The organism is Methanosarcina sp. 2.H.T.1A.6 (genome assembly GCF_000979455.1).
Lineage (GTDB): Archaea > Halobacteriota > Methanosarcinia > Methanosarcinales > Methanosarcinaceae > Methanosarcina.
In genome coordinates, this window is record NZ_JJOY01000028.1 from 37272 (window position 1) to 52310 (window position 15039).

General features: G+C 39.4%; 13 protein-coding genes. 5 read left to right on the forward strand and 8 right to left on the reverse strand.

The window, feature by feature from the left end; genetic code table 11:
• Positions 1 to 23: 23 nt before the first annotated feature.
• A complete protein-coding gene (locus EO98_RS07505) occupies positions 24 to 1334 on the forward strand; it encodes a hypothetical protein (protein WP_052734414.1) in 1311 nt (436 codons plus the stop codon).
• 68 nt (positions 1335 to 1402) lie between these two features.
• Positions 1403 to 1987, forward strand: coding sequence for a hypothetical protein (locus tag EO98_RS07510; RefSeq protein WP_048137206.1), 585 nt, complete (start codon positions 1403 to 1405; stop codon positions 1985 to 1987).
• Positions 1988 to 2096: 109 nt separating this feature from the next.
• On the opposite strand, the gene EO98_RS07515 is transcribed toward EO98_RS07510, so the two are convergent.
• The 8 genes from EO98_RS07515 to EO98_RS07545 form a co-directional block, all read right to left on the reverse strand.
• The gene (locus EO98_RS07515; protein ID WP_235283437.1) at positions 2097 to 2876 is read right to left on the reverse strand and encodes an ArsR family transcriptional regulator; all 780 of its coding nucleotides are present in this window, start codon (positions 2874 to 2876) and stop codon (positions 2097 to 2099) included.
• 496 nt (positions 2877 to 3372) lie between these two features.
• Positions 3373 to 3525 carry a hypothetical protein gene (locus EO98_RS18355; RefSeq protein ID WP_156161061.1) on the reverse strand — a complete coding sequence of 51 codons (153 nt, stop codon included), beginning with the start codon at positions 3523 to 3525 and terminating at the stop codon, positions 3373 to 3375.
• A 117-nt stretch (positions 3526 to 3642) separates the two neighbouring features.
• A complete protein-coding gene (locus EO98_RS07520) occupies positions 3643 to 4314 on the reverse strand; it encodes a YIP1 family protein (RefSeq protein WP_048137200.1) in 672 nt (223 codons plus the stop codon).
• A gap of 610 nt (positions 4315 to 4924) precedes the next feature.
• Entirely contained in the window at positions 4925 to 5809 is an 885-nt protein-coding gene (locus EO98_RS07525) for an ABC transporter permease (protein WP_048137489.1), read from the reverse strand.
• 5 nt (positions 5810 to 5814) lie between these two features.
• Positions 5815 to 6720 carry an ABC transporter permease gene (locus EO98_RS07530; RefSeq protein WP_048137486.1) on the reverse strand — a complete coding sequence of 302 codons (906 nt, stop codon included), beginning with the start codon at positions 6718 to 6720 and terminating at the stop codon, positions 5815 to 5817.
• Between the two features lie 14 nt (positions 6721 to 6734).
• Positions 6735 to 8333 carry a TolB family protein gene (locus tag EO98_RS07535; RefSeq protein ID WP_048137485.1) on the reverse strand — a complete coding sequence of 533 codons (1599 nt, stop codon included), beginning with the start codon at positions 8331 to 8333 and terminating at the stop codon, positions 6735 to 6737.
• Positions 8334 to 8495: 162 nt separating this feature from the next.
• Positions 8496 to 9506: an ABC transporter ATP-binding protein gene (locus EO98_RS07540; protein ID WP_052734429.1), complete on the reverse strand. Its 1011-nt coding sequence runs from the start codon at positions 9504 to 9506 to the stop codon at positions 8496 to 8498.
• A 2-nt stretch (positions 9507 to 9508) separates the two neighbouring features.
• Positions 9509 to 11080 carry an NEW3 domain-containing protein gene (locus EO98_RS07545; RefSeq protein WP_048137483.1) on the reverse strand — a complete coding sequence of 524 codons (1572 nt, stop codon included), beginning with the start codon at positions 11078 to 11080 and terminating at the stop codon, positions 9509 to 9511.
• Positions 11081 to 11546: 466 nt separating this feature from the next.
• On the opposite strand from EO98_RS07545, the gene EO98_RS07550 reads away from it, so the two are divergent.
• The 3 genes from EO98_RS07550 to EO98_RS07560 are packed head-to-tail and all read left to right on the forward strand — an operon-like array spanning position 11547 to position 15030.
• Complete coding sequence (locus EO98_RS07550; protein ID WP_048137481.1) at positions 11547 to 13268, forward strand: TolB family protein; 1722 nt, start codon at positions 11547 to 11549, stop codon at positions 13266 to 13268.
• 4 nt (positions 13269 to 13272) lie between these two features.
• Positions 13273 to 14133, forward strand: coding sequence for an ABC transporter permease (locus EO98_RS07555; protein ID WP_048137479.1), 861 nt, complete (start codon positions 13273 to 13275; stop codon positions 14131 to 14133).
• A gap of 12 nt (positions 14134 to 14145) precedes the next feature.
• On the forward strand, positions 14146 to 15030 hold the full coding sequence (locus tag EO98_RS07560) for an ABC transporter permease (protein WP_048137476.1): 885 nt from the start codon (positions 14146 to 14148) through the stop codon (positions 15028 to 15030).
• Positions 15031 to 15039 lie beyond the last annotated feature (9 nt).

The window sequence follows — 15039 nt, forward strand, 5'->3', positions numbered from 1 at the left end:
TGAAGGAAAGGAGATAATTAAGAATGATAAAAAGCAAAGGAATACGAATAGGCGAGCTAATTGTTGCAATGCTGCTTGTGAGCATAGCGTTCATGCCCGCTGTTAGTGCAATTGAAGTTGAAGCACATCCAGTTCCAAACTCGGGTATGATCATGGCTGATGAGGTGGTAACAGTGACCTCTGATGCCGGTTTCAATCCAGATACGGATTTTGCAAAACTCAAGATCAATCCACGTCATTCAAACACCCAGTTAAAACCTGGAAGTAGCGATGAAATCACTGTGACTGTCACAAACAAGGACAATAAAACCATTACAGTAGAACCCAGGGTTGTGCCATCCCCGTATGTGGAGAATATCTTTGAAGAAAGTTGGGTCACCGTAACACCTGCCAGAAAAGGCATCGAACCGGATGCTAAACAGGAGTTTACCATTAAGGTGAATATCCCACAAGATGCTGATATCGGGAACTATGGAACTGATATCGCATTCACCGATGATGTGATGCCAACACCATATCCAACACCCTATCCCCAGTATATCAATGTCATGCATCTTTATGTCGATGTCTGGACTCCTCCGAAGATCCAGATCCAGACGCCATATCTCAATGACCGTGTCAAGGCAGGGGATGAATATGACTATGAAATCAAGCTCAAGAGCGTAGCTGACAGGGATATTGCTATCGACCCGAAAATGAGTGATGACAACCAAAGGTATTACGGTCCATATGGCACGGGAGGTCCTGCATTTGATGATGATGCTATCACTATTACCGGCCCTTCCATCGTAAAAGCAGGTGAAACGGCTGTTGTCAAGGTGCATCTTGAAGTTCCTGATGATGCAAAAGGCAGATACAACGGAGCCATTGATCTGAACATTGACGATCCATCTATACGTGAATGGGACGGTCAGGTCCAAATGAATTTCGAGGTATGGACCCAGCCCAGTGAACCGTACACAAAGATTTTCACCACCAGAACTGACGGTCCCATTACCATTGAAGTGTCATCCAATGACCACAATTATGGTATGTGGATGGGTGCAGGCAGTCAGAACGAGAAAGATGAGGCATCCTTTGACCTGGCACTGGAAGATGAATCAGGTGAGGTCGAACTGAATCTGGTTAAAACGACCTACAGCGGTACTGTCAGTCTTGGAGCATCTGACTTCCCTCCCTGGGAAATGGATGGAGCAGGGATCTATCATGGTGCTATTGAAGTCTACACGGAGACCTATGAGGCACCAGGTGCCATCGGAGAATGGAAGCTCGACATACTTCCGGCAAATACGGAACAGTTCAACTATTTGATTTCTATCGGGGCCGTTGAATGAACAAGCGGATACGGGCGTAGTAACGCCCATTCTTTCTTTTTCAGGTGACATTTTTTCAGGTGACATTTATGGACCATTTATCAAAATTGTTCATGGCTGCATTGATCGTAATGTTCCTCATAGCTGGTGTTGTATGTATCAATGACTCTGAAAATTCGTCCTCCGGGTATGAGATTACATGGGTGGGTATATCACCGGCAGAGAGTTCCATGATCGAGACAAAGATCAAACAGCAAATAAGTCCCTACCCTGGCATGGAATACGATAACGTTACACTTAGCGCATCGAGAGAAAATGAAAAACTCCGCATACATGCGATCGCTGAGTCGTCAGGTTCGAGGTATCCTGACCTGTATGATTTCACATACCGTGACGGTGACCTTATACAGGTTGGATATCTCCTTGAAGCCATTCCCGAATCTGTCCGATCTGAAGCTATTGGCGTGGCTATGCAAAGTGAAGATGTCGCGAACGCTCTGAGTACTGATACGAATGCATACGGAGTTTCATCCGTAAAACGGATACTACCTGAGACAGCGGAGAAGTTCTATTCCAGAAAGACCCTGATCAGTGTGACGTGGCTGGATCATTCGGTATCCGCGCTGATTGACATGGACACACGAGAAGTGGTCCAGGTCTGGAACGGGCAATGAGAAAAGTGGAGAGAAGTTTTTAGTGAAATACTGAATTTGTGTCCTATTCTATGGAAGGTGTCGGAATGTAAATCCCAGGGGATTAATAGGGTTTAAGCAAAAAGGTAGATTATTCAAAAAACTTCACATACGTTTTTTCAATTGTATCCCGATAAACAGGATTTATACTGTATATTTTACTCCTTCCCATCTTATTTTCTTCAATCAGGTCCAGCTCCTTTAATTGCTTCATATACCAGGAAATCGTACATCTGGAAATTCCCGTTGTAAGAGCAAGGTCTCCATTGGTGTTGCATTCTTCCTCTAATATCTTTGAAATTATCTTTCGGTTCATCTCATTTTGAAGAGCTGAAATAACACGTTTTTCTTTTTCGTCGTATGTGGAGCTGTTCTGGAAGTACCGGACTTTTCCACAAGAACATTGAGCTTCTATCATATTTTCTGCTTCGAGAATTTGGAGATGGTGGCGCAATGTTCCCCGGTTCAGGCCCATATTGTTTGCAATCTCACCTATGTAGGTCCCGGGCCTGGTCTTGATATAGGTGTATATGTTTTTCCTTTTCAGAACTCCGATAGTATTTGAATAGTCAACCACTCGAAATCCGAGTATTGCAAAAATAAGATTTGCAGGTAACAGCAGTATGTCTGTTACCGATAAGACATTCATCACGGCTAGCCAGAGCAGAAACTGCCAGTAAACTGTAAAGTCCTTTAGTAGTACTACCTCTTCTCCATTAACTGAAGCTCCGGCGTAATCACTTGTAGCCGGAGTTATGATATACTCGGTAGCCCCGGCTGTTGTTGTGAATAAAAAAAAGAATATACAGAGGATAAGCTTTTTTTCAAGCTTAGAGCTTGTAAATATTAAACGTTCAGTCTTCGGTTCCACTGACCGATTCCTCATAGGCTTTCAACTTTTAAATTTCCTTAGTTATGTATTCCTGCTTGAGAATTATTGTTAGTTAGTCTGCCCGTAGATTATGCGATAAGCAGGCAGAAGAATAAAATATTAAAACTCGGCATTAGAGGAATCTGCCGGGCAGGAGATTGCCACATATTCCTTTTAAGGAGGGAGTGAATAATCTTCAGGAAATGGACTTGCAATAATTCCTCTTCTGCCGAGACTGCAGGTACAACCAGTAAACCTGTAGACATACTAAGCCTGCAGCCATACATAGTATTGATACATTTCATCTTTTCATACTGTCACATATGGGGTAAGAAACCCGAGCATATATAGTTTCTCTCCAAAGTATCAAACAATCATTCTCATGTAGTCCTTTAATATGTATTTCATAAAATATGCAGAATCATCTGAAAAAAGGCACATGCTGCCTTTGGAGGATAGATTTCTTCAAAAAAAGAGAAATTGTGGGGATGGAATTTCATCCTCCCGGACAGGATAAAATCATAAATTTTTTATATCTCGCCTGAAAGGCTTTCAAAGAAGCTGCTTCCGGTTCCTGCTCCGGATTTACACTCATAACCTTCTTGATCTCCGTAATGGAGAGGGCTTTTTCAGGAAACCTGTCACCCATGCGCTGATTTCAACCAACTCGAGGTGTATGCCCTCTCAGATTTGATACAACATTCCTGATTAGCTACAACATTCCTGATTAGCTTCCAACATTTTTGATAAGATTATTTCTACAGAATTACAGGCTTGCGGAAGTAAACAGGAATGAATATATCTGGATAACAATAGACAGGCCTGCTGGAATACCGACAGTTATAGCGGCGTTTTTAAATGACATATTTCGGGCATGCAAGAGTGCAAATATCCAGATGTATGCAGACAGTAAGAAACATAAAATTGCAATTATTTGCGAGGTATAAAACAGGGGATTATTTGAGAACATCTGCTCTATACCCTGGGCCATAAATTGTGAGTCTAGTGAGGAAAAATCAACCGAAGATAACAAGAAATACATTGCAATAATACTTACCACGCTGCTGAATATTTGTGGCACAAATCCATAACCTACAAACTCTAACGTTCTCTTGAAAGAACCCTTTGAAGCAAATACATAGGATATTGAATAGAAGATTCCAGCCAGTACAAACCAACTAATAAATGTTCCAATCAAACCCCCGATGGCACCTCCAATGATACCGATTGACATTACTGAAGCAGATATAGATGAATCCATGTCAGAAGAAAACGAATCTTTAAGGTTATTCATGACCAGCAAACTTGAACCTATTGTTAATACAGCGATTACAAGTATTATCAATAGAGGATACTTAAAACTGACTTCATTTCCTAGTTTTTCCCTGAAAAACGAATTCGGGTCAAATAATAATTTATTTAGGTTTAGATTATCCATATATTTTACACCATTTTAAATTTTATCTAGTAAATGTCATACAATTTATAAAACTTCAATATGCTTAATCAAGTATTTAGGTTTTACTTCGCCAGTTCAGGTTTCGCCTGATTTGATCACTGAGATTTCCATTCGTTTGTCTTCCTTTTATTTAGAGGAGCCGAGGTTCATTGTGATGCTCTTGAAAATATGCTTAGCACCTATATTCGGCAGGTCGACATTAGATTTTGAGTATTTTTGCTGAGGGTGTTTTTTAAACATTATGTAAATATGAAGTGGGTTTGAAACTGGTTAACATATGACCCAAATCTCACGACATATATAAACAATGAGCCGTTTTTGCAATAATGTTTAGTATCAAGGATAATGTGTTTTCCAGCAAAAACACTATCAGTAAAAATATTGCGAAAAAAACAATTTACCTGCCGAAAGCAGGTTAGCATCTTATTTTTCTTCCATTCCAATTGATAGTAAGATCAAGTTGCTGGCAGATTTCAATCTGTAATTTTTCAAAACACTGCTCACAATAATGGAGAAATTGCCAGCGAACGCATTCAGAGAAGGATGATCCTTGGCAATGAAATTCTGTTTTTTGTATCTCATTTATCTTTTACAAAGTAATATCTTTTCTAAGAAATGTAATGAAATTTATTATTAGAAGTATAATAGGTGTTATTATCAGCACTACAATGTTCATCCAGAATTCTCTAAAACACTGAGTGAGAGTATATCTAGTATCAAAAATCCCTCTAATGATTGGTTCTACGTTAACTCCCATAAAACTCAAATCAGCTCTGCCAGTTACAGCCTCTGCATAGTGATGCAGTGGTGATAGATTCAAAAGTTGCGTGATCAATATCCCTTCATTCGATGCTTGACCTGTCAATATGGCAACAACTGTCTTGAGAATTGCACCAAATAATATGCAGATAAAAATCCATATAACAATGTTGCAGGTTAGTGAATCAGTGGAGTTTTTTACTATCGTGGAGATTAAAATTGCGATTCCCAAAAATGTCACCGCATAGAAAAATGTGAGAATTGCGAACACGGCTATTCTGATAAGTTCCGAGTATCCGACCTCAACTCCATAAAAGATCAAGAGTGTTCCTACAGATACAAAAACCGAAAATACAACTATAGCAGCTATCAATAACATTGATCCAAGTAATTTCCCTGCGAGAATATTATCCCTGAATATTGGATGAGTTAATAACACATTCAGTGATCCGGATTTCTGTTCTCTGACAACTGCATCAAATCCCAGAGCTATGCCAACCAACGGAGTAAATTGGGATATCATTTTGACATGAATGCTACTCAGGAGGACTGAATTATTACCATATGCCATGGAACCGACCATCACGGAACCAAGCATATAGGTAGAGGCAAATACTATTACGGTATATGTTGCAAGCAACACCAAAAATCCGGCATCTTGAAGATGGTCAGCAGCTTCTTTTTGAGCAACCACAAATACATTATTATTTTTCATTCAAATTACCCCATATCCTTTGATACATCCTGACGCAAAAATGTTATAAATGCTATTATAATCAAAAAGATAGGAGTAATAATCAAAATTAAAACATTTATCCAGAGGTCATTCCACCACTGTTTCAGGGTGTATTCCATGTCAAATATACCTCTCACGTTTGGTCTCTCACTCGAGACACCTCCCCAACTTAAACTAGGACTACCACTTACTGCCATAGCATAATGATGTGCTGGCGTCAATTTTTGAATATCTGCGTTGAGTCCTAAAAAACGCTCATTATTGTCTAAATCCGTGGGTTTATGATCGGTTACAATAGAAGCAGTTGTAGCACAAATCATACCAAATACAATACATAACACAACCCAGATCGCTATGTTGTATACTAGTGATTTCGTTGCGTTTTTTGTCACAATCGAACTAAGTATGCCAAGTGACAGAAATATTGATAGATATAAGTATGTAAGAATTGCAAAGATTACCAATCGGTTCAGAATTGGTGAACTTAACTCGGTTCCTGATGCCAAAAGTATTGTTCCGAGAACTGTGAAAATTGATATAAATACTACCAGAATTAGTGTAATCATTGCTCCAAGTGTTTTTCCAGCAATGATATCATCCCTATATATTGGATGCGTCATAAGCACACTCAAAGACCCGGACTCCCGCTCTTTGCTAATTGCATCGAAGCCAAGTGCAATTCCCATAAATGGCAAGAAAAGGGAAACAATATGAGAGATGTCAAGATAACCTCTGGATATGGAATTCCCTTCGGGCCCAATTCCAGAACCATAACTTAGAGAGAAAACAATAGTAGTGAATACCAGGACAAGTATTGCAAACCTCGGACTCCATATATTGTCTGCAAATTCTTTTTGTGCGATTACAAACATATTCCGGTACTTTTCCACAATTAACCCTCACACTATTTTTTATGTATGCAGACGAATGCAATTAATACCCCAATAAATGCAATAATTGCAGGAAATCCAGGTAATCCAGAAGTGTTTGAAGTGGTATCTTCAGTGCCATTTACTTTTGAATGTTCGTCTATATCTTTTTTGATAATTACAGCTTCGGATGCAGTACTGTTTGAGTAATTTCCTGCAGATGTTTGTGTGTGGGTACCTTGTTCATGTATTCCAAAAATAATATTATCTACAGCAATGAAGTGTCCGGATGGGTCTATACTTAACCTATCAAAATCGTTCGATAGTAGTTGTGTGTTCCACATATCATGTGTGCTGGTGTTTAGTACTGAGAGCTCATGATCTTTAACGAATAGAACATCTGTACCTTCCCACGAGTAATAGAGTACATTCTCAATTGTCAATATATCTGATCCGTTGAGTAAAAATAGGTCATAAGTTCTTGTATAAGATGGAGTCGGGGAGTTGGGATTGAGACTGACTGCTGAGATACAACCATTAGGCACCACCCTACCGTCAATATCTTTATCCTTCTCGATCAGTTTTTTCATCTCTCCTGTTATTGAGAGAGAATACAGTGCACATGAATCATCAGAACATTTTTTAGTTAGAATCTTTTCACTGTCTGGATACCATTGTATCACCCTTGAAGAACCAGTAGTAAAAGTTTTAATTTTTATAGGCTTCTCCAGGTCTTCATCCATAAAATATATATCGTAACTGACATCATCTATTTTTTCTGATGTTTTAATCTCATAGAATAGTAATTTTTTACTATCCTGACTCCATTTTTCGCCATACATTCCAACCTGCTCTGCAGAGTAAATCGGATTTAATGTTCCATTTTCAATATCTAAAATAATAATCTCGTGGCTGTTTTTTGAAAACACAATTTTCTTACCATCTGGAGACCATTCCATATCGTCTATTTCTACGTTATCACCCGATATGCTAAAATTAAAATCATTTTTTTCATCCATATCGTAAATGATAATTTTTCCAGACACGAGTAAAGCTATTTTATTCTCTTTTGGAGACCATTTAAAGTTAGATAAACCGGTTTCTAATCCTATCATTTTTGAATCTAATTCTACCTTTTCAATAAGATTTAGATCATTTGACATAACGAAAAGACTGGCAGATTTTATCTTATACCTGCTTCCTTCTACCAGCTCCATATATGCAAAATAATCACCAGATTGGCTCCATACAGGAGGAGTAATTGTTTTTCCACCATTTCTGGAAGTCATTTCTGCCCATGCAAAACGCGTTATTCCAGATCCATCCGCATTTGCTGCATACAACGCATCTACACCACCAAACTTAGTTTTTCCTTTCGGATATGCACTAACAAAAACATCAATCAGCATATGGCTGCCATCAGGGCTCCAGATTATATCAAAAACAGGTTTATTTCCGATATCAAGGCGGTTCGTGTCCACAAGACTTATGATATCTTTACCCACTGTCTTATTCAAGTCAGATACTACGCTTACATTCGTTTGGTTTAGACTACCACTTGCAGAAACTGGTTGAAAAGAAGTACAAATTAGAGCAGTGACCATCAGTATTAATGTGATCTGTTTATTGAACATTCAATCCTTCTCCATAGGTCATCGGCTAAAGATTTTTCTTGCTTGTATGCTATCAATTGGGTAGTGGGGGCGAGTCATTGATCAAATCTAAAAAAACGAGCACCCACTCCATAAAGGTGATTTATGACGATTCCATGATCAATAAATGATGCATAAATACTCTTATGTCCCCTCAATAATTTTGAGGAACAGTTTCTGCAGATTCATTTCTTCTTCCTCAAACATGGATACCGTGCCGCCTGCGGTTTTGATGGCTTTTGCAATCTCTGTACGGAGCTTCATTTTTGTATTCACATACAGAGTCACACCCTGAATTTCAAGGGCCTGCACACCCTCTACATTCTTTATGGCTTCTGCAGCTTCAGAGAGAGGAATATCCTGAACCTCAAGCAAATAACGCACTCCTTCCTTTGCCCTTACAATATCCCGCAAATCCTCTACCGAACCTACTGCAAGCAGCTTTCCCCTTGCTATTATTGCTATTCTGTCACATATCTCTTCGACCTCTTCCATAGAATGCGAGCTCAGAAAAACAGTAACTCCTTTGCTCCGGTTCAGGTCCTTTATAAGGTCCCTCATCATCTGGGCTCCAAGGGGGTCGATACCGCTTGTTGGCTCGTCAAGGAAAAGGACCAGAGGTTCGTTGATCAAAGCCTGAGCAAGCCCGAAACGCTTTCGCATGCCTGTGGAAAAGCCGCCTGTTTTCTGGTCGATGGCACGGGCAAGGCCGACGGTTTCAAGCAGGCTTACGATCCGCTGTTCCCTGATTTTGGAATCCATATTATAGAGCTTTGCATAAAACCGCAGGTTCTGTCTTGCAGTGAGATTATCATAAAAACCGGCAGGCTCAGGAAGGACACCTGTTGTTTCCCTTATGTTTATTACCTCACGGACTATATCGAAACCTGCAACTTTCCCGCTTCCTTCGCTTGGTTCAAGCAGTCCGATAAGCATTTTCATAGTTGTGGTCTTTCCGGCCCCGTTTGGCCCGACAAAGCCGAATACCTCTCCTTTTCTTACCTGCAGGTTCAGGTTGTCAACTGCACGGATCTGGTTTTCCTTTCCGAAAATTTTACTCAAATGAATGGTTTCTATTGCAAATTGGTCTGTGTGCTGTACAATTTCACTTTGCTCAAATTCCAAACCTGTTGATTCCAAACCTGTTGATTCCATATTTACCGCCTTCCGAATTTACGTACTACAAAAACAAGCACAAGGACTGCAAATCCAAGCATTGCGATCCCAAGAAGCCCACTGCTTGCTGATTTTTCAATATTTACTTTGATACTTTTCTCAGAGCTCATAAAGTCGTCACTCTTTGCCCGTATGAAAATTTCCTTAACACCGGAGCCTGCATTGGCATTTGCAGTAATCTCTACAGGAATGCTTCTGGACTCTCCTGCTTCCAGCTTTTCTATTGTCCCAAAACTCCGGATCTGAGTGCTGATACCGCTGACAGAGTTAATTTCTAGAGTGACGTCTTTTAGCTCTTCGTCCCCCTGATTTGAGACGATGACCTGTATTTGAGCGGTACCTCCGGGATTCAGTGCCAGTTCGCTGGAGCTTGAATCAATTTTGAGCAGCTCTTCATTTTCGATGTTATTGTTGATACTTACCTCAAGCTGCTGTGTAACTTTTTTGTTTCCGTTTGCCGCTGCCACTGTGACCGGATAAAGCCCTCCTGTAGCGTTCTGAGAAGGCTTTACCTTTACTGTAAAAGCCTGCTCCTCTCCTGCTTTTAGCATAAGGGAAGCAAGCCTTTGTTCCTTGTTTTCTTTATTGACAAAGTCCACTTTCCAGCCTTCAGGAAGGCTCAGGACTTCAAGGTCAAGTTTAAGCGACTGATCATACCGGTTTTTCAGGGTAACTGCAAATTCCGCAGTTTTTTCAGGCCGGATTCCAATCCCGACCACATTGGAACTCAGGTCTACATACGCACTTAGATCCTCATCATGCGCAAGTTCAGGGTTTATGCTTACACTGACCGGCAAAAATACGCTCTGGTTTCCTTTTTCCGGACATGCTGCTATCAAAATTTCATAATCTCCTTCTGTTGCATTGAGAGGAGGATTTATGAGAATTTTAAATTCCTGACTCCCGTCTCCAGGAACTCCTAACCTCGTAATTCTTGCTCCGTCTGTGGAAAGCAGGTCAACTCCCCACTGCTCGGGTTTTGATACAAGAAATATCCGAAAGTTTGCTCTACTATCATATTTATTTTCCACAAAAGCCCCAAAGCTGACAGGAATTCCCGGATGTGTCTTTTTTCCCGGAATATCAGAATAAATTTCCAGGTTAGGCATTGCAGCTCTGTCAACCGTTATCGTAAATTCCCTATATATCGTATCATCAGATTTTCTGACGTTTTCCCCATAGGGGCGAAGACCTATTTTTAGAGTATACTCACCGTCTTTTGTATTTTCAGGGATTCTGACTTTAAGAACCAGTTCTTTTTCAGCTGCCTTTTCAGGCAGGGTGATGTGGCTTACCTGACTTCCATCTGCATATATGCCTGCAGTCCAGCCTTCGGGGACTTTGCTTGTGAAAAGCATAACTGATGTGCTCTCAGAAGTATTGTATCCCTTTTCCACAGTAAAGCTGAACTCCACAAGGTCCCCTGGCCTTGCAACCTTTCCACTGATGTCGTTTCCAACTGTGATCTTGGCAAAGTCAGCTCCGGCAGGAAATGGCATAAAAATAAACAACATGAATAACACAAGGAGGAATTTTGCTTCATTTTCAGGCACTTATATCCGTCCTCAAAAACATCATACATGTAACAATCAGGAAAAATTAGTTGAGCTTTAAGCAGGGCTGTAAGGTTCAGCTGATAAAAACCATTGACTTTTTTCACATCTCATGGATCAGCTTCAATTCCCAAAACTCTACTTCATCCTGAAAAATATCTATCCTTTTCTAAAAAAAATTATTTGCTTATAAGTTTTCCGGCCAGTTTCTCGAACTATCAGGAAATAATGCTTAGATTTTGATAACTCATTTTTATAATAATAACAAGTGCGAATTGTTAGAGACTTTGGACATAAAAGTTATATTCATGAAAAAAAGTAGCAAGTTATGGAGTTCAACCGGCGTGGAAAAAACGATTAAACTCCAACCCCTTAAAGAGGCAAATCTGCATAGTTTTAAGATTACTTAATACTTACATTTTTTTAAAGATTACAATCGCTTTCTAAATTTGGACGGGAATTTTATATGTTAAAAAATATTGTGGCAGTTATATTTTTGTTGTTGTTTGCTACAAATGTAGCGTCAGCAAACCCGGTATCCAGAGATTCAAATATTAACGTTACATCGCTTGACAAAATTCTTCAGTTCGAAGAAGGGTTCATAGTAACCTCAACAGCATGGAGTCCCGATGGACAATATTTACTGGTAACCTGCTCCAAATGGATTCCTCCCTCAACTAATATTGTTAAACATTACTTATTAGACACGAATTCTCATACTTTCGGGGAAATTGATTATGAGGTCCATGGCCCGGATACCAATGGCATATTGCAAGCAAAGTGGACCCCCTCTGGTGACAAAATATGCTTTGAAGTTTCAGGATATGGACCAACGGGGCCTGGTAATTGTTATATATTTTGCAACCCGGACGGAACGAATTTAAGGGGTGTAGGGACCAACTTTACCGATCTTTCAAAGATATTAGAGAACCTTGGGGATATTGGTTTTCAAAGGAATCTGAAGTGGAGTCCTGATTATAGTAAAATTGTGTTTGAGTGGCAAAAACCCGGAAGCTCTTCTACTATAGTATATATAGCAGATGGAAATGGAAAAAATGCACATGAACTTTCTTCAGCTACATATCCACAACCTGTCTGGTATGACTCAGATAAAATCTTTATTGTTAAAGATGAAGGAAATATAGAGCTTCTCAGTGAAGGCGGTGATTTAATTCAGAATTTTCAACCGGAGAATAAAGATGAAAAATACTGTGTTTTTTCACTCAGCCCTGACAGAAAGAAAATCCTCTTAGTTTCAGGGTTACCAGGTAGCTTCGATTCACAGACTTATATCTCTAATACCGATGGTTCAAATTTAAAAGGAAACATTTCTTATTATGATGGAGACAATCCAGAAGATACCAATCTCTTGACAAAAGAATATTGGCAGCCAAATGGTTCGCTTCTTCTGGTACGTCAGAATGGGAATCTGTATATTGTAGAGGGAGACGAAAACAATAAGCGTCTTTTGTATGAAAGCAATGCCAGCGAACCTCAGTGGTTCCCTGATGGAAAGAAAATACTGTTTGTTGAAAATGGATACAAGCTATATTCAATCAACGTTGACGGAACCAACCTAACCTTTATCACTAATTTCGGATCGACACCATCTCATTCCTGGTATAATTCAGACAAAATCGATCGTTTTTCAATTTATTCGATAAGTCCGTCTGGTGATGTTATTGTATTTGCTTCTGCCCTTAACCCAGCTACCGGAAAATTTTATGAAAATGGAACTGATAAAATTATTGAAAGTGCGAATGACTCATCTAAATATTCAAGCATTGCTGCCCCTTTGTTTATTGTTAATTCCAATGGTTCCAATCTCACTCAGGTGACACCCACAACAAGGGGTAGATTCGATATGCTCCGAAAGTGGAGACCTGATGGAAAACAATTTACGATTGAGTCTTATTCCCTTTATATAACTGATTGGGAAGACTCTTTGGTCGAGTTAAACAATCAAAACTCTTCTTCTATGTGGACTAATATGCCTGTAAAGGAAATTATCGGGGGTGGAAAATCTGGCAACTTTGATAAAGTTCAAATCAAAGAACCAGGTTCCAAAAACACATCGCAGGTTACTGAGAGTCAAGAAATTATCAAGCAATCTCCGTCCTTTATGTTTTTACAACTATTTACCTGCATAATGGGAATTTGGCTACTGCATAAAAGCCGGGAGATATGATATTGTGAACAAAGACAGCGTTTTAACACTGGCGCAAAAAGAATTCTCGGACAAATTGTATGAGCCCAGTTTTATTATACTGCTGGCCATCTTTACGGGCACTATATTTGCATATTTGCAAAATCGTGCAGGTGGAGATAATTTTGGGGATGTCGTCCAGGTGATTGCAGTATTTTTTCCGTTAATAGGCATAGCCCTTGGATATGACGGGATCATTAAAGAAAAAAATAGCAAAAGCCTCAATGTTTTATTGACACAACCGGTTTTCAGGGATAATATTATTACAGGTAAATTCCTGGGGATTTCAATAACTCTTGCTCTGGTAGTATTTTTATCCCTCGTAATAATTGCAGCTTCAGACTTTATTATTTCCGGAAAAATTGCTGAGTTTGATTCCCTCTTGCGGCTGTTTATTTTCGGGATATTTACCTTTCTTTATCTTTTACTTTTTGCCGCATTTGGGCTTTTTACTTCAGTCTGGTGTAAAACCGAAATTGAGTCCCTTACCTTTGGAGTTTTTGTCTGGATCAATATGTGTTTCGCCCTTGGCCCCACTATAATAATGCTGGCGTCTTTCGCATCAGGTCAAACACTGTTTGATATGACAAAAGAATTTGCTTCTACAGCATCCTCATTTTACAATATATCGCCTTTGCATCATTTTGCTGAGGTAACCGTTGGAGCCCAGGATTTGAGTTTTTATGGAGGGTTCAATGTTCAGAATGATGTACATGGATTTCTGGATACCGGCTATTCACTATCTTACCTGCTTGGATATTACTGGCAAAACGTGATGATTTTACTAATTCTTCCGCTTCTGTTTCTGGCAGCCTCATACATTTCACTTTTGAGAGATGATATTTAAGGAGGAAATAACGTGGAAAATATCTCAAATGTCAAAGTAATAGCCCAAAAAGAGTTTGCTGATCATCTGAAAAGTCCTGTATTCCTTTTATTTACGACCACTTTCATGCTGGTTGTCCTTGCCTGGTCGTATGTACAGGGAACAGAAGTCGAATATACTGTAAATGTTCTTGGCAGTCCTGATTTTATGAGAGGATTTGAAGGAGTCGCAGAGGTTGTCAGCCGTTTTGCTCCAGTTATGGGTATTGTACTGGGTTTTGATGCAATTGTCAAAGAAATAAAATCAAGTTCCATGAATGTTTTATTGACACATCCTGTGTTTAGAGACAATATAATTCTTGGTAAAATCCTTGGATCAGGCTTATGTATTCTACTGGTGCTTTTCTTTTCCATAAATCTGGCAACAGGAGTTATGCTCATGGCTTCTGGTCTTCCTGTTACGATGCAGCAAATCATAAGGATTGAAATGTTTGTATTTCTGACTTTTTTCTATGCTTTAATATTCCTCGCAATATCTATTATGATCTCAACAATATCAAAAAAATCAAATAATTCACTTATGTTCAACCTTATTTTCTGGCTTATCATAACAGTATTGCTTGCCAAGCTAATATTTACTGTAAGTTATGCCTTTTCTGAAAATCTAAATATAGCAAATGACCAGACTCAGGCATTAAAGAACTTCTTACCTGATTATCATTTTACTGCAACTGCCGTGGGAGTCAAGAGTACTGATACAGGAATGACTTCCGGAATCGGAGGGATATTTGACACACGCTACACACTTGGAGCCTGGGCAGGGCAGTTCTGGCCAAACTTAGCATATCTTTTTGTGCTGCCTTTCATCTTGCTTATAGGCTCCATACTTGCGTTTTTGAAAAAGGACATAACGTACTGAAGAAGAAAC